The following is a 23,719-nucleotide window of genomic DNA, read 5'->3' as shown; positions in this document are numbered from 1 at the left end:
CAGAAGCACCACACTAACGGTGCATTGTGGGGGGACCGGCGCGATACGTGAAGAAGAGACACCTCTCACCCGCACCTGAACAGGCCAAGATCCCGGAGCGCGGAGGGCCTGTGGTCGAAAACACTCTCAGCCCGTTACCGGGACATGGTGGCGCTACGACCAGGCATGAGGGGAGACTGGCTACGGATCGTCCCGGCGCGAGCCACGCGTCGCCGGCGTACAAGGAGGCATCCGTGCCGCATGTCCTGGTCCTCAACGCGTCGTACGAGCCGCTCGGCGTCGTACCGCTCCGCCGCGCGCTCGTCCTCGTCCTCGAGAACAAGGCCGTATGCCTCGAGGAGTCCGGCGCCTATCTGCACAGCGCGACCGTCACGGTCCCCGCTCCCAGCGTGGTCCGGCTCAAACGCTTCGTGCGGGTTCCCTACCGGGGGCCCGTTCCACTGACCCGCCGCGCGCTGTTCGCCCGCGACGGGGGCCGGTGCATGTACTGCGGTGGCGTCGCGACCAGCGTCGACCACGTCATCCCGCGCAGCCGCGGGGGCAAGCACGTCTGGGACAACGTGGTGGCGTCCTGCCGCCGCTGCAACCACGTGAAGGCCGACCGGCACCTGTTCGAGCTGGGCTGGCGGCTGCGCCACAAACCGGCCCCGCCCACCGGCCTGGCCTGGCGCATCATCGGCACCGGCCACCGCGACCCGCGCTGGCTGCCCTACCTCCAGCCGTACGGCGCGGACGACGCGATGGCCCGCATCGACGGCCTGACCCGAACGGACGGCATCTCCGCCTGACCGAGCTGACCAGGGCCTTCGCTGTCCGTGGTGCCGGGGTGGTCCCGGCACCACGGAAGCCGGGGGTCTTCACGGACCCGGGCCCGGGGCGAAAGATACGGGCCTGCGTGCGCACGGCCAGGCGTGAGTCCATGCCGACGCCCTTTGGCAGCGGACCTCGCGGAACGCGTGTTCGGAGACTCGCTCGCTGTGACGAAACCTGATGTCAGCAGGGGAGAGCGCCCGTATGCTGGTCGTGGAGTCGGTCCCCGCCCTGCTGGAGGTCCTGATGAGCACGCCCGCCCCCGAAGGCTTCGGCTATCCGCAGCCAAGACCGCGCCTGTCGGTCGAGGAGATGCTGGCGGCGAAGAACACCCAGCCGATCCGTTCTCTGGACGACCTCGCCGCCGACACGTTCGAGTCGGACGAGGAACTGGAAGAGTTCCTCGCGTTCACGTATGCCGAGCGTCACCGCGACGCAGCCTGAGGCCCCCGCATGCAACCAGTCATCCTCGACACCGACGTCGCGTCCCTGCTGCACAAGCGCAAGCTGACCGGCCCGCCGGCAACCCGGCTCATCGGTCGTAAGCCGCTGATCACCTTCGTGACTTACGGCGAGCTCACCAAGTGGATGGAGATCCGCCGCTGGGGCACTCGCAGCCGTCAGGAACTCGCCGACTGGCTCGCTGACATTCCGGTTCTGCCCGGCGACGAGGCTGTCGCCACCACTTGGGGGCGGCTCTCGGCGGCGGGGATACAGCGGGGTCGGCCCCGCCCCACCAACGACATGTGGATCGCTGCCACTGCTCTCACCTATGACCTGCCGCTGGCCACCCTCAACCTCAAGGACTACGAGGACTTCCGTCTCCACCACGGCCTGCGCATCCTCGGCGTCGAGTAACAGCCATCCGACGGCAGCACCAGTGGGCAGTGGCTCCGCACAGGGGCGGGTCGTTGCCATCGTCGCAGGGCGGTTCGTGGACAGCAGGACCGTCGAGCGCGGTGAACCGCCCCGCTCCGCCCGTGTCCGGAGATGTGGATCTGGCAGGCAAGCTGGATCTGATCCTGGAGCAGATGGCCGACGCGCGCGAGCGCCTGGAACAGACGAGCCCTCGTCCAGGAGCCAAGCGCTATGGGGACACACCTGACGGCATGCAATGGAGGCCCCCGGAGAGCCTATGGCTCTCCGGGGGATCTACACCGACCCGCCCCGGCTGGGGCCAGGGAGCCGCGAGGCGCAGTCAGCGGCAGACGGCTGGGTACGGGCTGTCCGGCTCGTCTTCCTCATCCTCCAGGTCGTCGTCCATGGGTGTGGGCAGGCGTGCGCCGCGGCTGACCGCGATGCGGTGCACGTTGCCGAGTGCTTCAGTCAACCGGACTGCGAGCAGGTGCAGTTCCCCCTGCGTCCACTGCCGCTTGTCCAGGACGTGCCTGGCCTCCTGGAAGAGTTCCTTGGCCAGGCCGAGCTGGGTTTCCTCCATGGTGTCGGCGAGCCGGGACAGGTACCCGGCCCCGTCGCCTGCGAGGTAGCAGGGCTTGCCCTCGGGCCCGGCCCACGGCAGCAGGCGCAGTTGTCCGGTCCCGCTGGTCATGCTGCGACCTCCATTCCGCAGATCAGCCGGGGATCGATGTCGATACCGTGTACTGCCAGGTGGAGCGTGCGACGCCGAGCCTGTTGTTTCTGTGCCTCCCGTCGCTCGTGCGCGGTCAGGTACGGGCGGACCAGCCCGATCTCCTCGCCGCGCAGTACCCGGGTGGTCGGCACGTGAGCCGGACATGCGGTCGATGCCTCTGCGGCAAGGCCGGCGGGCGGGTGATCTGGTCTGCGATGGCGGCCCGGTGCGGGCCACAGCAGCCGTAGCAGCGGCTCGAAGATGCGGGCGATACGGTGCGGCATGTCGACGCTCCTTGTCAGCGTTGGCCATGCCCCCGGACCGTTTGCCCGGTCGCGGGGGTCCTGGCGAGACGTCAGCCTGCCGACCGGCGATGCACGGCAGTTGCACCGAAGGATGCAACTCCTTCTGCCAGGAATCCGCTATATCCCGACCCACTCCGCGTACTGCGCCAGCGAGCCGTTGCGCGCCCGCTCCTGCCGCTTGAGTGCCAGCATGGTCTCCCGCACGGTCGGGTGGTAGCGGGTCTGCTGCGGAGCGATGCGCCGAGCCTGATACAGGCAGTCCAATGCCCGCTCCGGGTGGCCTGCCCAGGCGTGGGCCCGGCCGAGGTCCATCCAGTGGTGCCCGGCCCGGGAGCGGGTCCAGCCGCGCGGGATGCGTACGCTCTCAGCGAGTTCGATCGCACGCCCGAAGTCGTCGGCCTCCGAGGCGATGGCCACGGCATGCACACCGACGTTCACCGGCCCCCAGGTGACGCCGAAGTCGGGCAACTCGCCTGTGGCCCGGGAAAGAGCACGAGCCTCGGCCAGGCGGGCGTCGGCATGGTCCCGGTCCTTCATGCGACCCGCGATGGTCGCGGCGCGCAGGTGCAGCATGCCCCGCATCGCCTCGATACCCGCCGGGCGGCGTGACTCCTGGCCGTCGAGGCTCCGCAGACCTGTGTCGACCACCCGCAGCCCCACGTCGTACCGACCCGACGACATCGTGGTCTGCGCACGCAGGAAGGCGTGCATGGCGGCCAGTCCCGGCTCGTCGGCGCGCGGTGCGGTCCACGCCAGCCGATCCAGCGCGACGGTCGCCAGATCGTGGAAGCCGAGCTTCCACGCCACGGTGAACACACAGCGGAACGTCTCCGCCAGACACTCGTAGGCCAGCCGCTGCTCCTCCCCGGTACTGGTGTGCACCGCCTGCACCGACTCGTCGATCAGCACGGGCAGGTCGCGCACCATGTCCGTGTACTGCGCCTGACGGCGTTGCTCCAGAGCCCGCTGGACATCCGTCCAGATCAACGCGGCCGGGCGCGGAGCCGTCTCCCAGTCCAGGGCGATGTCCCAGTTCTCCAGCCCCTCACGGAGCGGCTGGATCAGTGCATCCATCCGGTCCCGGCGCAATTCGTCGGCGTACGGCTGCCCCAGCAGCTCGGACGTGGAGACGCCCAGCGCGCGGGCACAGGCCGCGACGAGAGCCGGAGAGGCGGGCTTCTGTCCGCACTCGGCCTTCGACAACAGCGACTTCGACACGTGAGCCCGCATCGCCAGCCCCTGCTGCGTCAGGCCACGCTGCTTCCGGATACGGGCGATCCGAGCGCCGGTGTGCTCCTCGATGCTCTGCGACACGGCGAACTCCGTTCTGCGGCAACACTCAGACGGTACCCCTGCCACACAGTCACGGACCGGCCGAACAAAGATCATCCCGGCTACCCGCAGGACCCCACCACGCCGGCCCGATACTTCGGGCCACACCCCCAGCCGAACGACCAGCCGACGCCTGCGGCATACTTCCGAGGGTCGGCCGTTTCCCGTACCCGACGGACCCCCGGCTCAGCCCCTCGCGGCTCCGGACGCCTCCGCCACTGTGCGATGGGCCGTCAGCCCGCCGTCCACACACAGGTCGGTCCCGTTGACCCACTCCGCCGAGTCGCCCAGCAGGAAGGCCACCACCCGGGCGATGTCCTCCGGTGCGCCGAACCGGCCGAGCAGGGCGCCCGCCCCCTCGACCTTGGCTACGCCGTGGTCGCGTTTGAAGTCGTCGAGGATCGGCGTGGCCACGGGTCCCGGGCTGACCGAGACGACCCGCACCCGGCGCGGCAGGTACTCGGCCGCCAGGTGCTCGGTGAGGTAGCGCACGCACTCCTTGGAGAAGCGGTACGCGTTGCCGGTCACCTCCGCCTCGTCGGCCACCGCGTCCAGCGCCGCCTCCGGGTCCCCGGCGAGGGCGAACTCCCGTACCTCCGCGAGGCGTTCGCGCCAGCCGGAGGCCACCGCCGAGGAGAGGTTGACGACGCAGCCGCCCTCGCGGACCGCCGGGGCGAGGGCGCGGGTCAGCTCCCGCAGACCGAAGACGTTGACGCCGAGCACGGTGCGCCAGGGCGCGGTGCCGGGAACGCCGGCGATGTTGGCGAGGCCGGCGAGGCCGTCCGGGGCGGAGGCCAGAACCGCCCGCGCGGCCTCGCGGACCCCGGCCGGGGAGGACAGGTCGGCCCGTACGAAGGTGCCGGGGAAGGAGTCGGGCACCGACCGGTCGATGCCGACGAGGGGCACGCCCCCCGCGTCGAGGAGGCGGCCGGTCGCCGCACCGATGCCGGAGGCGACCCCGGTCACGACCACGGGCATCTGCGTGTTGTTCGTCATGGCTTCCACTCGTTCGTCGGACGGTCCCCCGAGGCTCCGGGGCGGCGGCGCCTTTGACAAGCGTGCTTTTCACTCCCCGGAAAGTCCGGGGTGCCCTGCGGGAGGACGGGCGCGAAGGGAGGGGTCGGCCCGGTTTTCCACTGAGTGGATGAGCCGCTTGTCCCCCCGCGGGGCGCCCGGGAATCGTGTGAGGCCGGTCCCGGCGGCGCCCGGTCCCGGCGCGGGTGCCCGGCCCCGCCCACCCCAACCCGCGCGGCCGGCCGGCCCCGTACCCGACCGACCGCGCGGCCCGCGGTCGCCCGTCCGCCCATCAGGAGCGTCCCCCATGGCCCAAGAGACGTACGACGTGCATGACCCGGCCACCCTGGAGGTGGTCGGCAGGGCCCCGGTGCACGGCGAGGACGAGGTGCGGCGCGCGGTCGCCGCCGCGCGGGCCGCGGCGCCCGGATGGGCCGCCGACCGGGAGGCCCGGAGGGCCGCGCTGCGCGCCTGCGCGGACCTGGTCCGCGCCCACGAGGACGAACTCGGGCGGCTGCTCTCCCTGGAGCAGGGCAAGGTGCTGGCCGAGGCGGTCGGCGAGTTCCGGGTCGGCGCCGGGCTGCTGGAGCACTACGCCGGGCTCGACTGGGACGAGGTGGAGCGGCTTCCGGACCGGGCCGACCGCACCGTGGAGGTGCAGTACCGGCCGGTGGGCGTGGTCGGTGCCATCACGCCGTGGAACTTCCCCGTCTCCCTGCTGTGCGTGAAGCTCGCGCCCGCCCTGGCCGCCGGCTGCACGGTCGTCGCCAAGCCCTCGGCGTCGACGCCGCTGTCCACGATGGCGCTGGTGGACCTCATGAACCGGGTGCTGCCCGCCGGGGTGCTCCAGTGCCGGACGAGCCCCGGCCGGGCGGTGAACGTGGCACTGAGTTCCCTGCCCGGCGTGCGGAAGATCTCCTTCACCGGGTCGACGGAGGTCGGCACCGCCGTCGCCGCCCAGGCCGCCGCCACCGTCAAGCGCCTCACCCTCGAACTCGGCGGCAACGACCCGGCGATCGTCCTGCCGGACGCGGACGTCGAGACGACGGCGAGCGGCATCGTCGGGTCGGCCTTCCGCAACGCGGGACAGGTGTGCATGGCCGTCAAGCGCGTCTTCGTGCCGCGCGCGCTGCGCGACGAACTGGTCGAGGCGATGGCGGCGGCCGTCTCCCGGCACCGGCTCGGGCACGGCGTGGCCGCCGGGTCGACGATGGGGCCGATGCACTCGGCCGCCCAGCACGGCATCGTCCGCGGCCTGGTGGACGACGCCGTCGCCGCCGGGGCGAGGATCGCGACGGGCGGGGGCCGCGGCTGCGACCTGCCCGGACACTTCCTCGAACCGACCATCGTCACCGACGCCGAAGCCGGCATGGACCTCGTCGACGGTGAGCAGTTCGGCAACGCGCTGCCGGTCGTGGCCTACGACGACCTGGAGGCGGTCCTCACCGGACTGAACGGCCAGGAGTTCGGCCTCGGCGCCTCCGTGTGGTCGCCCGACCTGGACCGCGCCCACGCGGTGGCGGCGCGGATCGAGGCCGGCACGGTGTGGATCAACCAGCACACGCAGGTGGAGCCGGACGCGCCGTTCGGCGGCTGGAAGTCCTCCGGCCTCGGGCGCGAGCGCGGCCGGTGGGGACTGGCGGAGTACCTCGAACCCCGGACCGTCAACGCGCGCCCCCACCGCACCCCCGCGCCGCACCAGGCGGCCCCCGTTTCGGAAGGAACCCTCCGGTGACCGACCCCCTGGCCGCGCCGCGCGGCATGGACCTCATCACGCTCGGCGTCGCGGCCGGGCCCGCCATCCGCGGCCCCGAGCACGGCATCGCCAGCGCGGTCGTCGTCGACGACGCCTTCTACCTCGTCGACTTCGGCATCGGCTGCACCCGCGCCGCGAGCGAGGCCGGCCTGGCCGGGCACCGCTTCCGGGCCGGGTTCCTGACCCACCTGCACTCCGACCACGTGGTCGAGCTGCCCGGGTTCCTGCTGTGGAACTGGGGGCGCCCGGTGAACGGCTTCTCCTCCCCCGTCCGCGTCATCGGCCCCGGACCCGACCCCCGGGACGGCACCCGGCACCTGGCCGGCACCCGCCGGCTGGTCACCTCCGCGCTGGACGCGTTCTCCTACGACATCGCCATCCGGGAAGGCGACGAGGACCGGCCGCCGCTCGCCGAGCTGGTGCGGGCGACGGAGGTGGCGGCCCCGGAGCCGGGTTCCGCGGCCGCGGGCGAGCCGTTCGAGGTCTACGCCGACGAGCTGATCACCGTCACCGCCGTCCTGGTGGACCATCCGCCGGTGCACCCGGCCCTCGCGTACCGGATCGACTCGGCGTACGGATCCGTCACGTTCTCCGGCGACACGGCGGAGTCGGAGAACCTGGTGCGGCTGGCCGAGGGCACGGACGTCCTCGTCCACGAGGCCGTGAACCTGGACTACTACCGAGCCAAGGGCTTCTCACCTGCCTTCCTGGCCCACCAGGAGAACTCGCACACCCCGCCGGCCGGGGCGGGCCGGGTCGCCAAGGCCGCCGGGGCCCGCCGCCTGGTGCTGTCGCACTTCGCGGGCCTCGCCGACGCGGCCCACTGGCACGGAGAGGCCGCGTCGACGTACGACGGTCCGGTCGACGTGGCCACCAGCGGGGCCCGGTACCGGGTGGGCGGTCCCTCCGCCGGCGGCGCCGGCGCTCGGGCGTGAGGCGGCGGAGGGCCGCGGACGGGAGGGACACCGTGGACGAGCACGACGGCACGGAGCCGGACTACCGGTTCACCCTTGCCAACGAGCGGACCTTCCTCGCCTGGGTGCGGACCGCGGTCAGCCTGCTGGCCGCCGCCGTGGCGGTGCGTCAGCTCGTCCCGCCCTTCTCCGTCCCGCACGCACGCGAGATCCTCGCGGTCGTGTGCGCGTTCCTGGCCTTCGTGATCGCTGTACGGTCCTACCCGCACTGGCGGCGGGCCCAGCGGGCGATCCGGCGCGGCGGCCCCTTGCCCGGCTCCCGGCTGCTGCCGGTGCTGGCCGCCGCCCTCGCGGCGGTCGCGGCGTTCACCACCGCACTGGTCTGGGTGGGCGACGCCGCGTGAGCCGGTCCGCGCCCGTGCGCGATCCGGGGCTCCAGCCCGAGCGCACCCGCCTGGCCTGGCGACGGACGACGTTGACCCAGGCGGTGGGTGCGCTGCTGCTCCTGCACACGGCGGCCGGCGGCGCCTCCGCCGCGGCCTGGGCGGCGGCCTGCTGTGCCGCGCTCGCCACGGCCATGACCTTCGTCACGGGCAGCCTGCGGACGGAGACCGCGCCACCACCGCGCCCGGTGATGGCCCTGACGGCGGGTCTGACCGCCGCCACGGCCCTGCTCTGCCTCGTTCCGCCGACAGCCGCCGGCGGGTGACCGGCGCGGGGTCCTCACCGGTGCGGGGCCCTGCTCTGCGCGGGCCTCGCACCGCGCGCCGACGCGCGCTTCCCTTCGTACGGCCGGGCAGCCCCCGTACCGCTCCGCTACGCTGCCGGACCGCCCCGTACCGCCAGGCGACCCGCCTCGCGGGCGATGCTCCGCGCGGCGATCTGCAGCACCGGCACGACGGCGGCGGGCCGGGGCCGCATGCCCACCGTGACCACGCCGAGCGCGGCGAGGACCGAGCCGTCGACGGCGGTGACCGGGACCGCGATCCCGTGGGCGCCCCGGACCGCCTCCTCCAGCGTCACTGCGTACCCCTTGCGCCGGACCTGTTCGAGGTCGCGGCGCAGCCGGGTCGGGTCGACCACCGTGTTCGGGGTGAGTCGCTGCGGGTTGGACAGCGCGGCCTTGGCCAGCTCAGGGGGGCCGTAGGCGAGGAACGTCTTGCCCCCGGCGCTGGCGTGCAGGGCGAGCCGGTCGCCGACCCGGTGCAGGGCCCGACCCGGCCGGGTGCCGGAGATCCGCTCCAGCAGCAGGGCCCGGGCACCGTCGAGGACGAACAGGTTGACCACGTGCTTGGTCAGGAACAGCACGTCGTGCATGTACGGGGCCGCCAGCTCGGCCAGTCCGTGGTGGCTCTCCGAGAGCAGCCCCAGGGTCCACAGCTTGTGCCCGATGCGGTAGCGCCCGCCGGCACGCTGCAGCCCGCCCCACTCGACCAGCTCGCCGACCAGGCGGTGGCAGGTGGCCATCGGCAGTCCGCTGCGGCGGGAGATATCGCTCAGGGACAGCCCGCAGTGGTCGGAGTCGAAGGTGTCCAGGATGCGCAGCGTGCGGGCGGCGACGGACTTCGGGACCAGCCCCGCGGAACCGCGGAGCGGCTCCTTCCGCTCGGCGGCCCCCTCGTCCAGAGAACTCATGAAACCGCACATTACGGCCCATGGGGGACAATGGGAAGCCCTGGGAGCGGGAACTCGCAGGTCGGGCACGGGCACAGGCCACCGGCCACGGAGCAGCCCCACGACGGGTTCCACTGAGTGGAAAGCGGCCGGGAAAGGCACTTGGGGATATCTAGCATTCCCGCACCGGTGCGACACCGCGTCGCCCGGCCCGATCACCACGCGAGAAAGCAGGCTGCAGATGGGCGGACTCAGTGCGCGCAGGGAGGACGGCTCCGTGCCCGGTACCCGTGAGGTGGTCGCGGCGCGCGTGGACCGGGTCGCCGACGACGTCGTCTCGCTGGTTCTCGTCACCCCGGACGGATCGCCGTTCGAGCCCTGGGAGCCCGGCGCCCACATCGACGTCCATCTCGGCGGCGGGCTGGTGCGCCAGTACTCGCTGTGCTCCTCGCCCGGGGACCTCTCCCACCTGCGGATCGCCGTGCTCGACGTGCCCGACTCGCGGGGCGGCTCCCGGTGGATCCACAGCGAGCTGCGCACCGGGGACACCCTGGAGATCTCCGAGCCGCGCAACAACTTCCCCACCAAGGACTCCCGCAAGTACCTCTTCCTGGCCGGCGGCATCGGCATCACCCCGCTGCTGCCGATGATCGAGCGCGCCGAGCGGGCCGGCCGGGAGTGGCGGCTGGTCTACGGCGGCCGCTCCCGCGCGGCGATGGCCTTCGCCGGGCACCTCGTCGACACGTACGGGGACCGGGTGGAACTGGTGCCGGAGGACGAGCGGGGCCGCATGGACCTCGGGGCCGTCCTGGCCCTGCCGCGCGCCCACATGCTGGTGTACGCGTGCGGTCCGGGCGGCATGCTGCGCGCCGTGGAGGAGCTGTGCACGGGCTGGCCCCCGGGCACCCTGCACACCGAGCGGTTCGCCGCCGCCACGCTCGGCCCCGGCGCCGCGGCCGGCCCGTTCGAGGTCGAGCTGGCGCGCACCGGCAAGACCGTGTCCGTGCCCACCGACCGCACGGTCCTGGAGGCGGTGGAGGACGTGGGCGTGCGCGTCCTGTCGTCCTGCCGGCAGGGGCTGTGCGGCACCTGCGAGACCACGGTGCTCTCCGGCGAGCCCGAGCACCGCGACGCCGTCCTGACCGAGGACGACGCCGGCTCGACCATGATGATCTGCGTCTCCCGTGCCGCGGCCGGCTGCGACCGGCTCGTCCTCGATCTGTGAGACCCCTGCCGAAGAGGTTCCCCTCATGACCATCGCACCTGCCCGGGGCGTCGTGACGCTCCCGGACGACCCCTTCTCGCCTGCGAACATCGCGGACCCGTACCCGATGCTGCGGCGTCTGCGCGAGCACGGCCCCGTGACCTGGCTGGAGACGTGCGGCGCCTACGCGGTCGCCGGCTTCGAGGAGGTCCACGAGGTCCTCACCGACTTCGAGACGTACTGCTCCTCCGGAGGTCTCGGCCCCCGGGACATCCGCCAGGACGCGGGCTGGCGCCCGCCGAGCATCCTGGAGTCCGATCCCCCGATCCACACGGTGATGCGGCGTGCGCTGACCGGTGTCATCAACCCGGCGACGGTACGCCCCCTGCGGGAACGTTTCACCGGGCCGGCGGAGGAGATCGCCGAGGAACTGGTGGCGCGCGGCGAGTTCGACGTGGTCAAGGACCTCGCCGAGCGCTACCCGCTGCGGGTCTTCCCCGACGCGGTCGGCATCCCCGAGGAGGGCCGGGAGAACCTGCTGCCTTACGGCAACATGGTGTTCAACGCCTTCGGCCCGCAGAACGACATCTTCGACCAGGCCTTCGCCCACGCCGACGAGCACAGCGCCGCGATCCTGCGCAACTGCGCCCGGGAGAACCTGGACGACACCGGCTTCGGCGCGCGCATCTGGGACCGGGTCGAGGACGGCCTGATCAGCGCCGAGCAGGCCGCGCTGCTGGTGCGGGCGCTGCTGTCGGCGGGCGTGGACACCACGGTCTTCGGCATCGGCAACACCTTCGCCTGCCTGTCCCGTACGCCCCGGGCGTGGGCGGGGCTGCGCGAGGACCCGTCGCTGGCCAAGTTCGCCGTGGACGAGGCGCTGCGGCTGGAGTCCCCGTTCCAGAAGTTCCACCGGACGACGACCGGGCCGAGCGTGCTGGGCGGCGTGCCGATACCGGCCGGCGCGAAGCTGCTGCTGTTCATCGGCGCCGCCAACCGCGACCCTCGCAAGTGGGGCGCCGACGCCGACCGTTACGACCTGGACCGGCAGGCGTCCGGCCACGTCGCCTTCGGCATGGGGCTGCACCAGTGCGTCGGGCAGCCCATCGCCCGGCTGGAGATCGAACTCGTGCTGCGGGCGCTCGCCGCCCGCGTCGAGACCATCGAGCCGGCCGGCGAACCGGTCCCGCTCGTCCACAACGTGCTGCGCGGCTTCGCGTCGCTCCCGGTCCGGGTCACCCCCCGGTCCTGACGGGCGGGGCCCTTTTCGCCCGACGTCCTTCCCGCTCTGCCCGCTCTGCCCGTTCTCCCCGTTCTCCCCGTCCTCCCCGTCCGGCCCCGGGTTGTGCCCGCCGGACGGGGAGCCCCCAGAGGCCCAGGCCCGTCGATGTACGGGTCCGCGGGTTCCCGGGGCCGCCGGCACTTCGTCCGGTGGCCCCGCCCCTCCCTTTCCCGCGGTCCGCTCGCGACCGTTTCTCCGTTCCGGAGGCTTCCATGACGCAACAACTCGCCGCGTCGGCATCGCTCCCGCAGGTCGCGGACCAGGCGGACCCCCGCCACTGGACTCCCAGGAAACGCACCTCCTACGGCTGGCTGATGGCCGTGATGCTGCTGGTCCTGATGATGGTGAGCTGGGCCGACAAGGCCATCCTCGGCATCGTGGCCGTGCCGGTGATGCGGGACCTGCACATCACTCCCGAGCAGTTCGGCCTCCTCGGCAGCGCGGTCTTCTTCCTGTTCGGCGTGGCGCAGCTGGTCGCCGCGCCCATCGCCAACCGCGTGAAGTCGAAGTGGATCCTGCTCGCCCTGTGCCTGGTCTGGTCCGTCGCCCAGGTGCCGGTGTTCGTCTTCGCCTCGCTGCCGGCCCTGTGGTTCAGCCGCGTTCTGCTGGGCGCCGGGGAGGGACCGCTGGCGCCGATCATGATGCACGCCGTCTACCAGTGGTTCCCGAAGAAGAAGGGGGCCACCCCCGCCGCCCTGTCCGCCTCCGGCGTGACGCTCGGCATCGTCTGCTTCGCGCCCGTGCTCTCCTGGATCGCGGCCGACTTCGGCTGGCGGGCGACCTTCATCTTCCTGGCCGTGATCGGCGTGGTGTGGTCGGTGCTGTGGCTGGTGGTGGGCAAGGAGGGCCCGTACACCTCGGAGCGGGCCGAGGCGGAGATCGAGGGGACGGCACTCGCGGCGCCCGAGGCGTCCGGCCCCGCTGCCCCCGCCGTGCCCCCGGTGCGCTACCTGAAGAGCTTCCTCACCCCGTCGTGGCTGCTGGCCGTCCTGTGCTCCTTCCTCGGCTACTGGACCTTCGCCCTCGCCACGTCCTGGCTGCCGGCCTACTACGAGAAGGTCCTCGGCTACAGCACCCAGCACGCCGGATCGATGATCGTCTTCCCCGCGCTGTGGGGCACGTTCGCCACGGTGGGGCTGAGCTGGTTCACCCAGTACCTCGACGGCCGCGGGGTCCGCACCCGCATCTCGCGGGGTGTCGTCCTGTCCGGCGCGACCGTCTTCAGCGGCCTCTCCCTGCTGTGCGGCGCGCTCGTCACCGACGGCACGCTCAGCGTGATCGCCTTCACCTTCGGCTTCGGCACCGCCCCGGCGCTGTTCGCGGTGACGTACCTGGTCGCGGCGGAGATGACGACGTTCGGGCAGCGTGGGGCGGTCCTCCAGGTGACCAACGCGCTGCTGAGCACGGGCGGCCTGTTCGCCCCCGCCATCGCCGGTTTCCTGGTCGGCTCGGCGGCGACCGCCGCGGCGGGCTTCACCCACGCCTTCCTGCTCACCGCGCTGCTGCTGGTGGCCGCGGGGGTGGTGTCGCTGCTCTTCATCGACCAGCAGCGCGACCGGGCCCGCCTGGGCCTGGCCGACTGATCATCCCGGCGCTGACTCCGCCCGGAGTGCCCCCGACGCGCCTGCCGCGCCCGGGGGCACTTCGCCGTGGTGTCTCAGCGGCGGCGCCGGGCGAGGGCGCCGCGGTCCAGGCCCAGGTCCAGGTCCAGGTCCAGGTCCAGGTCCAGGGTGAACTTGCCGTCGTGGCCGCGCCGAGCCCACCACCGCCACTGCCGAGTGTCGACGGGGTACGTCACGAAGTCCGCGAGGTGGGAGACGATCAGGTGGGCCACGCTCGCCCACTGGGCGATCGCGCCCAGTTCCTGGATCTCCACAGGCGACGCGACCGGACTGTTCTGCGACGGCTGCAGCGCGAACGACCCCGGCTGTGTCAGCAGGTGAGAGCGCCCGTATGCCGGCCGTGGAGCCGGTTCCCGCGCTGCTGGAGGTCCTGATGAGCACACCCGCCCCCGAAGGCTTCAGGGAAGCAGGGTGAAGGCGAGCACGTGGGCGGGTCGGACGATGCCGACATGGCGGCGATCCGGTGTCGCGACGTCGATCGCACGGAACTTCTCCGCCACGGCCACGACGAAGGCGTCCGCCGTTCCCGGGGGGGCAGATCCGCGTACCGCTCCACCAGATCGGCGGCCCGCGCGGCCTCGGACGAGGTGACCGGGACCAAGTCGTACACGCCGTCGGCCACATCGCGCAAAAAGTCGGCCTCGGCCTTCACGCCTGCCCGGCTGGAGAGCATGGAGCCGATCTCTGCCACGAGCGAAGGAAGCAGTCGTGCGGAAGCGCCGCCGCGGGCGCTCGGCCCGCTCCACCTCGGCCCACTCGCGCAGCAGCTCTACGGCGTCCAGCAGTCGATCCTCCGGCAGAGCATCCAGCAGGCGGTGCTCTTTCTCACGAACGGTCATGTCAGCCGGTGCACGGTCCGTGAAACCGTCCAGCCCCGGGTCTTCGCTGTCTCCATCAGACCCGGGGAGCGGTTCACCCTCCGTCGACCTGCTCCCGATGGACACCGCGTTGCCGGACTGACTGACTGCGGGCCCCGTCCCGGGGGACCCCCGTTCCCCCGGGAGCGGACCGTGTTCGGGTGGGTGGGCGGTGGTCAGGTGTAGCGCAGTTCTGTCGGGTGGGTCGAACGGTGGAGGAGGGGGAGAGCCGTTGCCGAGGCCAGGAGGCAGGCGGTGTAGGCCGCCGGGGGGATCAGCAGGGCGGCCCAGGGGAGGGTCGGGGTGGCTGTCAGGGTGCTGTAGACGGTGCCGGCCGCCATGCCGCCCAAGCCTGCCAGGAGCAGGGCCGGGGCCAGGGGGAGCGCGGTCTCCAGGAGCAGCGCCCGGTTCAGTACCGGGCGCGGTACACCGGCTGCGACCTGAGCGGACAGGCCCCGTCGGCGAGTGGCCAGGGATTCGGCGGCGCCGACGGCGAGGCTGCTCAGGGTGATGAGCAGAGCCACGGTGATCGCCGCAGCGGTCAGGTTCAGGCCGGTCGTGTAGTACGACATGTCGGTGGCCAGGTACTCCCCGCTGTGCAGGAAGGCGAGCATCGAGTGGCGTACCCCCATGAACGCGGTGCCGACGACCGTGACCAGCAGTACCGCCGCATGGGTACGGGCCGGTGCCCACGGGTCGGCGCGCAGCCGTTCCGCCGCGATCAGCACCGCCGCCGACCGGGCCCGGACCGCGAGCACCTGCCCCACGAGCCGGGAGGCGGCCCCGGCCAGCCACACCGCGCCCGCACCCACCGCGAGCAGCGCGGCGAACAGCGTCAACGGCTTCTGCCAGTCCGCCCGGCCGGACGGGCCGTGCCCGGACACCGCGGTCGCCACGCCCACCGCCGTCACCAGGGCCGCCGAGCCCAGGAACAGCCTGCCCGGTCCGCGGGCCGAACGGACACCCGTCACGCGGCGCACCCAGCCCAGGGGCGAGGCCACCACGCGGCGCAGCGCCAGCACGCTCGCCAGCGCGCCCAGCACGGGCACGGCCACGGCGACCAGGGCCACCGCCACCCAGGCGAGCGCGGTCGGCCGGTCCCACAGGCGCAGCAGGAGCAGCACCGAGAAGAGGGTCGCCGACACCGAACCGAGCAGGCAGGCGAGCCCGGTCTCCAGCGCGGCGATCCGCCGCACCTGCCAGGGCGTCGCCCCGGCCAGCCGCAGTCCGGCCAGCCGCCGGTCCCGGTGCACGGCCCCGACGCGGGCGCACTGCCCGAGGAAGCCGAGCACCGGGATCAGCAGGAGCAGCAGGCCGAAGACCGCTCCGGCGCGCGTTCCGGGCTCGTCGAGCAGGCCCGCGGCGACGGGCACGGCGTAGGAGCCGTTGCCCAGCGACAGCAGGACCCCGGCAGCGAGCGCGCATCCGGTCGCGAGCGCGGCGCCGGTCGCGGTGAGTGTGACCCGCCACCACTCCCGCCGGTCCGAACCCCGGGAGAGCTGCCAGGCCAGGCGGAGATCGGAGCGCAGGGAGGGAGCGGGAGGGGCGGCGGGTGAAGTGCTCACGCGGGCACCTCCAGCGGGGTCACGGTCCCGTCGCGCAGCTGCACCTCGCGGTCCGCGTACGCGGCCACCTGGGCGTCGTGCGTGATCAGCAGGACCGCCGTGCCCGCCTCGCGGGCCGTGTGCGCCAGGGCCGTCATCACCTGTTCGCCCGCGAGCGAGTCCAGGGCGCCGGTCGGCTCGTCGGCGAAGACCACCTTCGGGCCGGTGACCAGGGCCCGTGCCAGCGCCGCCCGTTGGGCCTGCCCGCCGCTCATCTCACCCGGCCGCAGGTCCTCCTGCCCGCGCACGCCGAACCGCTCCAGCCACTCACCGGCCCGCTCCCGCGCCTCCGCGCGGTCGGTGCCGGCCAGCATCAGCGGCAGCGCCACGTTGTCGAGCGCGGTCAGCTCCGGCACGAGCTGCCCGAACTGGAACACCACCCCGAAGTCGGTGCGGCGCAGCTCGCTCAGCCGCTTCTCCGGCAGCTCCTCCAGCCGCTGCCCCGCATACGTCACCGAGCCGGCGTCGGGGCGGACGATCCCGGCGAGGCAGTGCAGCAGCGTCGACTTGCCGCTGCCGCTGGCGCCGGTCACCGCGAGGATCTCGCCGGTGTGCAGCTCGACGGAGGCGCCGCGCAGGGCATGGGTCCTGCCGTGTGCCTTGACCAGGCCGCGGGCCGCGAGCAGCGGCTCCGCCGGCTGCTGGTCGTCCCCGTTGCTCAGGTTGCTCACGCTGCGTCGACCTCCGCGGTCAGAGTGGTGAGCCGGGCCGCCGTGGTGGTCATCCAACGGAGGTCGGCATCCAGGTGGTTGAGGGCGTAGTCCGCCGAGAGCACGGTCGCCAGGCCGGCGCCGCCCGCGGACTTCACCGCGGTGAGTTCCCGCATCCGCCGCATGTGGGCGGCGCGTTGGGCGCGCAGGTACGCGGCCGGGTCGCCGCCGGACAGGATCGACACCACGACCTTGGCGAAGATCTCGTTGGTCACGAAAGGCGCGGGCGGGGCGATCTCCCCGGCCCAGCGGGACAGTTCACGCGTCCCCTCGTCCGTCGTGCGGTACGCCGTCCGCTCCGGGCCGCCGTCGGAGGCGGTGCCGTCGACCTCGGCGAGGCCGTCGCGGACCAGGCGTTGCAGGGTCGTGTAGACCTGGCCGTAGGCCAGCGGGCGGGCTTCGGGGAACCGTTCGTCGTGGCGTCGCTTGAGGTCGTAGCCATGGCTCGGCCCCGAGGCGAGCAGCCCCAGCAGGATGTGACGGGTGCTCATGGAGATCAGTATGCACCCGGTATATGTACTGAGTGAATAGTGGGGCGCGAAAAAAGGCTCCGCCGCCCGGTCGACCAGTCGGCCGGGCGGCGGAGCCGTCGGCTCAGTCCGCGACCGCGTACGCCTCCACCGACCACAGGGAGTAGCCGTACCGGGTGGCGCGGGTCTCGCCCTGGACGCGGACGTGGCGCACGTCGGGTTCGTCCATGCGGACGGTCTCGCGGCCGCCGCCGCTGTCCGGCACCGCCGCCGCCGTGCGCCAGGTGCGGCCGTCCGCCGAGACCTCGACGCGGTACGCCGACGGGTGCGCGTCCTGCCAGTGCAGCGCGACCTTCCCGAGCCGTACCGGGCGTTCCAGTTCGACCTGCCACCAGGAGTCGTCCTCGACCGGGGACGACCAACGGGTCTCGGGATCACCGTCGTTGGCCGCCGACGCCGGGAAGTCGGGCGTCTCGTCGGCCGAAGAGCTCGCCCGGCCGGTACGGGCCAGGTCGGGGCCGGCGGTGCGGGGGACGGCGTTCACCGTGAGCGTGTGGGCCGCCCCGCCGAAGCCGAGCCGGACCTCGTACGAGCGGGCCGGCGTCCCCGGCTCCACCGTCACCTCGACCGGCACCTGGACGGTCGTGCCGCGCGGGACGGTCAGGGTCTCCTTCGGCACCCGTACCTCCACGCCCTTCGGCGCCTCCACGGTCACCTTGCCGCGCACCTCCTCGGGGCGCAGCGAGCCGAGGGTGGCCGTCAGCCGCCGGGTGCCGCCGATGTCGGTGTCCACGGGGGCGTCCGGCAGCTTCAGCGTGGCGGCGGGCGCGTCCGTGAACCACGGCACGACGTGCCGCACCCGGGAGGCGTCCGCGCCGGTGATCCGCACGGCGCCGGCCGGGCCGTCCGCCCGGAACTCGGTGGCCCCGGACGGGGAGAGCGGGCCGAGGCGGCGCCAGCCCGCGCCCGGTACGTGGATCTCGGCCGTGCCGGTGGTGCCGGGCTCGGCCAGCACCGTCACCGTGCTCAGGTCGCGGACCCGCGGCAGGTGCAGGACACCGTCCTCCGTCCGGCCGCCGGACCCCTCGGTCGGCCTGCGGTCGATGCCCGCCCAGTCCTCGTACGCGTCCCGCGCCCGGTCCAGGAACGGGTCGAGGACGCCCTTGCCGACCGTCACCCGGGCCGACTTCAGCCCGGCCCGCTGCTCGGCCAGCTTCCGGTACGCGGTCCAGGCGGCGCCCGCGTCGCCGGACTCCTGCGCCCGCAGCATCTCCAGCGCGGTGCCGCCGGCCTCGCCGTAGCGGGACAACTGGCCGCTCCAGGGGGCGACTTCGGTGGCGAGGGCGGCGGAGCGCGGGGTGCCGGCCAGGCGCTCGGGCAGCTCGCGCAGCACCGTGAAGGCCTCGCTCAGCCGGTCGTCCGCCGCGCGCCCCGCGTCCGTGCCGGCGGTCGCGCGGGTGCGCCAGAACTCCTCCAGCAGCGGCCGCAGATACGCCGACTCCTCGGCGCCGAGCACCGAGGACGCGTCGTTGCCCGCCAGTGCGGACAGGGACTTCTCGAGTTCGGCGTCGCCGCCCGCGAGATCGGCGATCGCGGCCCGCCAGGACTCCTGGGGGCGGTAGTCGCGCGGGTTCCAGGCGAAGTCGGCGGCGGTGAACAGCGGGATGCGGGACGCCTCGGGCTGCTCCATCGCGTTGGCGAGCAGGGCCGCCGAACCGGCGGCGACGGCGGGCTCACGGCCCTGGTAGGGGCCGAGGAAGATCCGGCCGGGGGCGAAGTCGTTGACCGGGTAGTTGTCCATGGTCACCAGCGGACGCCCGAACACCTCCCGCGCCTTGGCCAGATCGCCGCCCGAGATGGTGCGCGGCACCACCCCGACGCCGGTCCACGCCACCTCGACGGCCCTGTCCAGGGCGTGCGAGAGGGCCCGCCGGTACGCGGTCGACCCGTCCTCGTAGTACTCGGTCGGCATCAACGACAGGGAGGCGGAACCGGGATGACGTTCCGCCAGGTTCCGGGCCACCTCGTTCGCCACGTACGCCTGGGCGCGCGCGGCCGCCTCCGGACCGGAGCCGAAGCGGCGGGCGTCCTCGCGGCAGTGCCACTCGCTGTAGCTGACGTCCTGGAACTGCAGCTGGAAGGTGCGGAAGCCCAGCGCCCACATCGCGTCCAACTTGCGCTTCAGCGCGCGCAGATCGTCGTCCGAGGCGAAGCACATGGCCTGGCCGGGCGCCACCGCCCAGCCGAGCGTGACGTGGTTGTCCCGGGCCCGCTCGGCCAGCTCCCGGAACTCCGCGCGCCGCCGGTCCGGGTACGGCTCGCGCCAGCGGGCCTGCCGGTACAGGTCGTCGCCGGGTGCGTACAGGTACCGGTTCTGCTTGGTGCGGCCCATGAAGTCCAGCTGGGCCAGGCGCTGTTCGTGCGTCCACGGGGTGCCGTAGAAGCCCTCGGTGATCCCGCGCACCGCCGTGCCCGGCCAGTCGCGCACGACGACCGCGCTGAAGCTGCCGTCCGGGCGCAGGAGCTGACGCAGCGTCTGGACGCCGTGGAACAGGCCGTCCTCGCCCGCGCCGGCGAGGTCGACGGTGCCGTCGCCGACGGTCAGCGTGTAGCCGCCGGACGGGAGGGAGTGCCGGGGGTTGCTCGTCGGCCGCTGCGCGCCCACCCGCACCACGAGCGCCCCCGCGGGCGCCTGTTCGCCGGTGGCGGTGAACCGGCGCGCCCCGGCCTCCCGCAGCAGCGTGCGCAGGGTGTTGAGGGCGCGGGGGTCGGCCGTCGCGTCGGAGGTCAGGGCGACCACGTCGGTCACCGCGACCGGGGCGCCGTTCGCGCGCAGGGAGTGCGGGCGGGGCCAGACGGCCAGGTCCGTCTCGGCCCGGTCGGGTACGGGAGACGTGGTCGTCCCGGGGACGGACGGTGCCGCCACGGAGGCGGGCGCCGCGCCCAGGGTTCCGGCGACGACCGCGAACGCGAGGGCGGCCGCCCTCTTCCCAGGCCGCAGTTGCAAGGCTTCTCCTCGAGGAGACGAGACAGACCGAGAGACACGAGGGGCATGCAGAACACGCAGGACATGCAGAACACGGAGCCTCTCATTCTGCGCCCCGCCTGCCAACGGGAGAGACCGTTGTGACAGGTTTGTCCTGGTGTGAGACATGGGAACGGGAACAGAATGTGAGCAGGAGCACGTTGTGCGCGTGGGTGGGTCTGGTCCCGCGTCCTGTGGGTAGGGGCTGCGGGAACCCGACCGAACGACGTGCATCGATGCTCAGTGCTCAGTGCTCAGCGATCGATGATCTCGACGAGGAGGCCTTCTGTGGCTGCCGCACCGGCTTACGTCCTGTCCCCGCCCCTGTCCAAACCCGTGGCGGAGCCGTCCGCCGAACCCGAAGGGCTGCACCCCTGTGTCTTCAGCGCGGAGGGACCCCGCGCCGAGGTCCCCCTCACCAGCGAGCCCCCGCTGCCCGACGCCGAACCCCTCACCAGCGAGCCCCCGCTCGCCGACGCCGCCCCGCTGACCAGTGAGTCCGACGCCGCCATGGACCCCACCGGACTCGACTCCTTCCCGGCCCAGTACGTCCCGGAGCCCTAGGTGGCCGCGCCCGGTCCGACCGAGCCGCAGATCGAGCTGCCGACCGAACCGCAGACCGAGCCGTCGTCCTCCGGGCCCCCGCCCGAGCCGCCGTCCGCCGAGCTTCCGCCCGAGCCCCCGCCCTCCGGGCCCCCGTCCGAGCCCCCGTCCGAGGAACTGGCCCTGCTCGCCGCCCTGCACGGCGTCGCCACCTCCTACAGCCCCTCCCCGGACCGTACGGTCGCCGCCTCCGCCACCGCCGTCACCCTCGCCCTGGCCGCGCTCGGTGTGGACGCGAGCACGCCGGAGGCCGTCCGTGACGCGCTCGCCGCCGGCTGGCGGGAGCGGGCCGAGCGGCTGCTGCCGCCCACCGTGGTCGGCTGGGGACCCGGCGTCCCGGCCGCCCTGGCCGCGCTCCCCGAGGGCACCCGCCTGCTGGTGAGCACCGAGCAGGGCGAGACCCGCTCCTCGGCCGCGCACCTTCCGCCCGGCGTGCACCGGGTCACCGCCACCGCGCCCGACGGCCGCACCGCCGAGGCCCACCTGATCGTCGCCCCGGCCGCGTTACCGGCACCCCCGGCCCGCTCGTACGGGCTCCTCGTCCAGCTCTACTCGCTCCTCTCCCGCCGCTCCTGGGGCATGGGCGACCTCGGTGACCTCGGCGAGCTGGCCGCCTGGGCGGGCCGTACGCTCGGCGCCGGATTCGTCCAGATCAACCCCCTGCACGCGGCCGTCCCCGGCGCCCCGACCGACCCCTCCCCCTACCGGCCCTCCTCGCGCCGTTTCCCGGACCCGGTCCACCTGCGGATCGAGGACATCCCCGAGTTCGCGTACGTCGCGGGCGCCGAGGAGCGCGACCGGCTGGGAGCCCTGGGCGAACGCGCCGCGGAACTGCGCGAGGCGGTGCTGGACCGGGGCGCCCTGATCGACCGGGACGCCGTGTGGGAGACCAAGAAGGCCGCCCTCGAACTGGTGAACGAGGTGCCGCTGGGGCCCGGCCGGCTCGCCGCCTACCGCGACTTCCTCGCCGAGCAGGGCCAGGCCCTGGAGGACCACGCCACCTGGTGCGCGCTCGCCGAGGTGCACGGCCCCGACTGGCACACCTGGCCGGAGGGCCTGCGCGACCCGCGCTCACCCGAGACCCGTCGGGCCCGCCGCGAACTGACGGCCCGCGTCGACTTCCACTCCCGGCTGGCCTGGCTCACCGACACCCAGCTCACCGCCGCCCAGCGGGCCGCCCGCGAGGCCGGGATGCCGGTCGGGATCGTCCACGACCTCGCGGTCGGCGTGCACCCCGGCGGCTCCGACGCCTGGGCGCAGCAGGACACCCTCGCCGCCGGCATGTCGGCCGGCGCCCCGCCCGACGCCTTCAACGCCCGCGGCCAGGACTGGGGCCTGCCGCCCTGGCGCCCCGACCGGCTCGCCGCCTGCGGTTACGCGCCCTTCCGCGCCCTGCTCCGGGCCCTCTTCCGGTATGCGGGCGCCCTGCGCATCGACCACGTGATGGGCCTGTTCCGGCTCTGGTGGGTCCCCCGGGGCCACCCGCCCACCGAGGGCACGTACGTCCGCCACGACGCCGAGGCCATGCTCGCCGTCCTCGTCCTGGAGGCGTCCCGCGCCGGGGCGGTGGTGATCGGCGAGGACCTGGGCACGGTGGAGCCCGGGGTGCGCGAGGCGCTGCGCGAACGCGGGGTGCTCGGCACCTCGGTGCTCTGGTTCGAACGGGACTGGGAGGGCGACCGCCGGCCGCTGCCGCCCGCGGCCTGGCGCGCCGACTGCCTGGCCACCGTCACCACCCACGACCTGCCGCCCACCGCGGCCCGCCTCACCGGCGAGCACGTCGAGCTCCGCGACGGCCTCGGCCTGCTCACCCGTCCCGTGGCCGAGGAGCGCGCGGAGGCCGCCGCCGACATCGGGGAGTGGCTGGAGCTGCTGGCCCGGCTCGGTCTGCTGCACGGCACGGACGGCACCGCCGGCTCCGGGGAGCCCGGGGAGCCCGAGGAGCCCGAGGAGGAGGCGCGGATCCAGGCCGTCCACCGCTATCTGCTGCGCACCCCCGCCCGGATGATCGGCGTCTGGCTCCCCGACGGCGTCGGCGACCGGCGCCCGCAGAACCTCCCCGGCACCTGGGACCAGTACCCGAACTGGCGCCTGCCGATCGCCGACGCGCGGGGCCGGCCGATGGCGCTGGAGGACCTGACGGCGTCCCCGCGGCTGCAGGCGCTGCTCGACGTCGTCCGCACCCGTACCGCCTCCGCCGCCCCGGCCGCCCACGTCACCAGCCGACCGAGCGGCGAGGGCGGCGACACCTGAGGACAGACCCGGTCGAACCGGGGCACATCCGGTCCGACCGGGGCCCCGTACGGCACCCCGGGCGCGCGGCCCCCCTGGGCGTTCGCTACTTTGGGCACCGTGGACAAGACGAACGCCCTGCGCGCCGGCGCCCTGGCAGCCGGTACGACGCTGATGATGCTGCTCATGACGTCCCCCGCGCTCGCGCTCACCCGCGACGACGGGGACGACCCCGGCACGGGCCTGAGCGTCGTCGAGACGCTGGGCCTCTACGTCGTGGCCCCGATCGCGATCTTCCTGGCCATCACCGGTCTGGTGATGGTCCTCGACAGGTCGCACAAGCAGAAGGACACGACCAGCTCCAACATCAGGATCAAGCCGGAGGCCAAGGCCGACGCCAAGGCCTGACCCCGGCCCGGACCCCGGTCGGTCCTCCCCGCAGCTTTCCGAGGGCGCCGCCCCCACCGCGTACGTGTGAACCGCCGTACGCGACGGGGACGGCGCCCTTCGTGCTGCGTACCGTTCCGGTTCGAGGAGCGGCTCACCGCACCCGTGGGAAGACGGAGTCGATGTCCGCGACGACGGGCAGCGGTCCGACCGGCCTGGGAGGATCACCAGGACCGTATGAACGAACTCGAGGGTGGGGGGTGAAAGCTGCTAAAGATTTTCTAGTCATTTATAGTCGTTTTTAGTCACATATCTCACGTACGGTGGGCTTGTGAAGCTTTCGGAGTGGGCCCGTCAGCAGGGCGTGAGCTACCAGACCGCCTGGCGGTGGGTGAAGGACGGAAAGAT

At 73.4% G+C, this 23,719-nt stretch carries 23 protein-coding genes; 13 read left to right on the top strand and 10 right to left on the bottom strand.

What is annotated here, in order from left to right; genetic code table 11:
* The first annotated feature begins 233 nt into the window (after positions 1–233).
* The 3 genes from ACWEQO_RS31985 (at position 234) to ACWEQO_RS31975 (ending at position 1,668) form a co-directional block, all read left to right on the top strand.
* Positions 234–788 carry an HNH endonuclease gene (locus tag ACWEQO_RS31985; RefSeq protein ID WP_361459738.1) on the top strand — a complete coding sequence of 185 codons (555 nt, stop codon included), beginning with the start codon at positions 234–236 and terminating at the stop codon, positions 786–788.
* 226 nt (positions 789–1,014) lie between these two features.
* Positions 1,015–1,254 carry a hypothetical protein gene (locus tag ACWEQO_RS31980; RefSeq protein ID WP_452986126.1) on the top strand — a complete coding sequence of 80 codons (240 nt, stop codon included), beginning with the start codon at positions 1,015–1,017 and terminating at the stop codon, positions 1,252–1,254.
* A gap of 9 nt (positions 1,255–1,263) precedes the next feature.
* A complete protein-coding gene (locus tag ACWEQO_RS31975) occupies positions 1,264–1,668 on the top strand; it encodes a PIN domain-containing protein (RefSeq protein WP_452986125.1) in 405 nt (134 codons plus the stop codon).
* 340 nt (positions 1,669–2,008) lie between these two features.
* Here ACWEQO_RS31975 and ACWEQO_RS31970 read toward each other — a convergent pair whose 3' ends face one another.
* The 4 genes from ACWEQO_RS31970 to ACWEQO_RS31955 all read right to left on the bottom strand — a co-directional run bounded on the left by ACWEQO_RS31970 (position 2,009) and on the right by ACWEQO_RS31955 (position 5,013).
* Positions 2,009–2,359, bottom strand: a complete 351-nt coding sequence (locus tag ACWEQO_RS31970) for a hypothetical protein (RefSeq protein ID WP_452986124.1) — start codon at positions 2,357–2,359, stop codon at positions 2,009–2,011.
* A complete protein-coding gene (locus tag ACWEQO_RS31965) occupies positions 2,356–2,664 on the bottom strand; it encodes a hypothetical protein (RefSeq protein ID WP_452986123.1) in 309 nt (102 codons plus the stop codon). The genes ACWEQO_RS31970 and ACWEQO_RS31965 overlap by 4 nt, the downstream gene beginning before the upstream one ends.
* A gap of 138 nt (positions 2,665–2,802) precedes the next feature.
* Positions 2,803–3,999 carry a helix-turn-helix domain-containing protein gene (locus ACWEQO_RS31960; RefSeq protein ID WP_452986122.1) on the bottom strand — a complete coding sequence of 399 codons (1,197 nt, stop codon included), beginning with the start codon at positions 3,997–3,999 and terminating at the stop codon, positions 2,803–2,805.
* Between the two features lie 204 nt (positions 4,000–4,203).
* Complete coding sequence (locus ACWEQO_RS31955) at positions 4,204–5,013, bottom strand: SDR family oxidoreductase (protein ID WP_452986121.1); 810 nt, start codon at positions 5,011–5,013, stop codon at positions 4,204–4,206.
* A gap of 325 nt (positions 5,014–5,338) precedes the next feature.
* Between ACWEQO_RS31955 and ACWEQO_RS31950 the strand changes: the two genes are divergently transcribed.
* From ACWEQO_RS31950 to ACWEQO_RS31935, 4 genes are read left to right on the top strand one after another with little or no spacing between them, the layout of a single operon-like run.
* Positions 5,339–6,766: an aldehyde dehydrogenase family protein gene (locus tag ACWEQO_RS31950; protein ID WP_452986120.1), complete on the top strand. Its 1,428-nt coding sequence runs from the start codon at positions 5,339–5,341 to the stop codon at positions 6,764–6,766.
* Positions 6,763–7,722: an MBL fold metallo-hydrolase gene (locus ACWEQO_RS31945; RefSeq protein WP_452986119.1), complete on the top strand. Its 960-nt coding sequence runs from the start codon at positions 6,763–6,765 to the stop codon at positions 7,720–7,722. Before ACWEQO_RS31950 ends, ACWEQO_RS31945 begins: the two co-directional genes overlap by 4 nt.
* 32 nt (positions 7,723–7,754) lie before the next feature.
* On the top strand, positions 7,755–8,105 hold the full coding sequence (locus tag ACWEQO_RS31940; protein WP_452986118.1) for a YidH family protein: 351 nt from the start codon (positions 7,755–7,757) through the stop codon (positions 8,103–8,105).
* Positions 8,102–8,410, top strand: coding sequence for a DUF202 domain-containing protein (locus tag ACWEQO_RS31935; protein ID WP_452986116.1), 309 nt, complete (start codon positions 8,102–8,104; stop codon positions 8,408–8,410). The genes ACWEQO_RS31940 and ACWEQO_RS31935 overlap by 4 nt, the downstream gene beginning before the upstream one ends.
* A 107-nt stretch (positions 8,411–8,517) precedes the next feature.
* Here ACWEQO_RS31935 and ACWEQO_RS31930 read toward each other — a convergent pair whose 3' ends face one another.
* The gene (locus ACWEQO_RS31930; RefSeq protein WP_452986115.1) at positions 8,518–9,336 is read right to left on the bottom strand and encodes an IclR family transcriptional regulator; all 819 of its coding nucleotides are present in this window, start codon (positions 9,334–9,336) and stop codon (positions 8,518–8,520) included.
* A 220-nt stretch (positions 9,337–9,556) separates the two neighbouring features.
* Here ACWEQO_RS31930 and ACWEQO_RS31925 point away from each other — a divergent pair, with 220 nt between their 5' ends.
* The 3 genes from ACWEQO_RS31925 (at position 9,557) to ACWEQO_RS31915 (ending at position 13,384) form a co-directional block, all read left to right on the top strand.
* The gene (locus tag ACWEQO_RS31925; protein ID WP_452986114.1) at positions 9,557–10,540 is read left to right on the top strand and encodes a PDR/VanB family oxidoreductase; all 984 of its coding nucleotides are present in this window, start codon (positions 9,557–9,559) and stop codon (positions 10,538–10,540) included.
* Between the two features lie 25 nt (positions 10,541–10,565).
* Complete coding sequence (locus ACWEQO_RS31920) at positions 10,566–11,771, top strand: cytochrome P450 (protein WP_452986113.1); 1,206 nt, start codon at positions 10,566–10,568, stop codon at positions 11,769–11,771.
* 242 nt (positions 11,772–12,013) lie between these two features.
* The gene (locus ACWEQO_RS31915) at positions 12,014–13,384 is read left to right on the top strand and encodes an MFS transporter (protein ID WP_452986112.1); all 1,371 of its coding nucleotides are present in this window, start codon (positions 12,014–12,016) and stop codon (positions 13,382–13,384) included.
* 74 nt (positions 13,385–13,458) lie between these two features.
* Here ACWEQO_RS31915 and ACWEQO_RS31910 read toward each other — a convergent pair whose 3' ends face one another.
* The 5 genes from ACWEQO_RS31910 to ACWEQO_RS31890 form a co-directional block, all read right to left on the bottom strand.
* Positions 13,459–13,677, bottom strand: a complete 219-nt coding sequence (locus ACWEQO_RS31910) for a hypothetical protein (RefSeq protein WP_452986111.1) — start codon at positions 13,675–13,677, stop codon at positions 13,459–13,461.
* Positions 13,678–14,456: 779 nt separating this feature from the next.
* Entirely contained in the window at positions 14,457–15,845 is a 1,389-nt protein-coding gene (locus ACWEQO_RS31905) for an FtsX-like permease family protein (protein ID WP_452986110.1), read from the bottom strand.
* Positions 15,842–16,555 (bottom strand): ABC transporter ATP-binding protein, encoded by a 714-nt coding sequence (locus tag ACWEQO_RS31900; RefSeq protein ID WP_452986109.1) that lies wholly within the window; start codon positions 16,553–16,555, stop codon positions 15,842–15,844. Before ACWEQO_RS31900 ends, ACWEQO_RS31905 begins: the two co-directional genes overlap by 4 nt.
* Positions 16,552–17,085, bottom strand: coding sequence for a PadR family transcriptional regulator (locus ACWEQO_RS31895; RefSeq protein WP_452986108.1), 534 nt, complete (start codon positions 17,083–17,085; stop codon positions 16,552–16,554). The genes ACWEQO_RS31900 and ACWEQO_RS31895 overlap by 4 nt, the downstream gene beginning before the upstream one ends.
* Positions 17,086–17,188: 103 nt before the next feature.
* Positions 17,189–20,071, bottom strand: coding sequence for a beta-N-acetylglucosaminidase domain-containing protein (locus tag ACWEQO_RS31890; RefSeq protein ID WP_452986107.1), 2,883 nt, complete (start codon positions 20,069–20,071; stop codon positions 17,189–17,191).
* Between the two features lie 306 nt (positions 20,072–20,377).
* On the opposite strand from ACWEQO_RS31890, the gene ACWEQO_RS31885 reads away from it, so the two are divergent.
* The 3 genes from ACWEQO_RS31885 (at position 20,378) to ACWEQO_RS31875 (ending at position 23,332) form a co-directional block, all read left to right on the top strand.
* Positions 20,378–20,653, top strand: coding sequence for a hypothetical protein (locus ACWEQO_RS31885; protein ID WP_452986106.1), 276 nt, complete (start codon positions 20,378–20,380; stop codon positions 20,651–20,653).
* 156 nt (positions 20,654–20,809) lie between these two features.
* Positions 20,810–22,945: a 4-alpha-glucanotransferase gene (gene malQ, locus ACWEQO_RS31880; protein ID WP_452986138.1), complete on the top strand. Its 2,136-nt coding sequence runs from the start codon at positions 20,810–20,812 to the stop codon at positions 22,943–22,945.
* Positions 22,946–23,044: 99 nt separating this feature from the next.
* Complete coding sequence (locus ACWEQO_RS31875) at positions 23,045–23,332, top strand: hypothetical protein (protein ID WP_361459724.1); 288 nt, start codon at positions 23,045–23,047, stop codon at positions 23,330–23,332.
* Positions 23,333–23,719: the final 387 nt, after the last annotated feature.

The sequence above is a fragment of the Streptomyces sp. NPDC004051 genome, assembly GCF_053604275.1.
Note: the sequence above shows the minus strand (reverse complement) of the source record. Positions and strands in the feature narration are given on the sequence as shown.

Coding starts and splice junctions, on each gene's coding strand:
- ACWEQO_RS31980 (WP_452986126.1), top strand. CDS start 1,015: ATGCTGGTCGTGGAGTCGGTCCCCGCCCTGCTGGAGGTCCTGATGAGC.
- ACWEQO_RS31975 (WP_452986125.1), top strand. CDS start 1,264: ATGCAACCAGTCATCCTCGACACCGACGTCGCGTCCCTGCTGCACAAG.
- ACWEQO_RS31970 (WP_452986124.1), bottom strand. CDS start 2,359: ATGACCAGCGGGACCGGACAACTGCGCCTGCTGCCGTGGGCCGGGCCC.
- ACWEQO_RS31965 (WP_452986123.1), bottom strand. CDS start 2,664: ATGCCGCACCGTATCGCCCGCATCTTCGAGCCGCTGCTACGGCTGCTG.
- ACWEQO_RS31955 (WP_452986121.1), bottom strand. CDS start 5,013: ATGACGAACAACACGCAGATGCCCGTGGTCGTGACCGGGGTCGCCTCC.
- ACWEQO_RS31950 (WP_452986120.1), top strand. CDS start 5,339: ATGGCCCAAGAGACGTACGACGTGCATGACCCGGCCACCCTGGAGGTG.
- ACWEQO_RS31930 (WP_452986115.1), bottom strand. CDS start 9,336: ATGAGTTCTCTGGACGAGGGGGCCGCCGAGCGGAAGGAGCCGCTCCGC.
- ACWEQO_RS31925 (WP_452986114.1), top strand. CDS start 9,557: ATGGGCGGACTCAGTGCGCGCAGGGAGGACGGCTCCGTGCCCGGTACC.
- ACWEQO_RS31920 (WP_452986113.1), top strand. CDS start 10,566: ATGACCATCGCACCTGCCCGGGGCGTCGTGACGCTCCCGGACGACCCC.
- ACWEQO_RS31915 (WP_452986112.1), top strand. CDS start 12,014: ATGACGCAACAACTCGCCGCGTCGGCATCGCTCCCGCAGGTCGCGGAC.
- ACWEQO_RS31895 (WP_452986108.1), bottom strand. CDS start 17,085: ATGAGCACCCGTCACATCCTGCTGGGGCTGCTCGCCTCGGGGCCGAGC.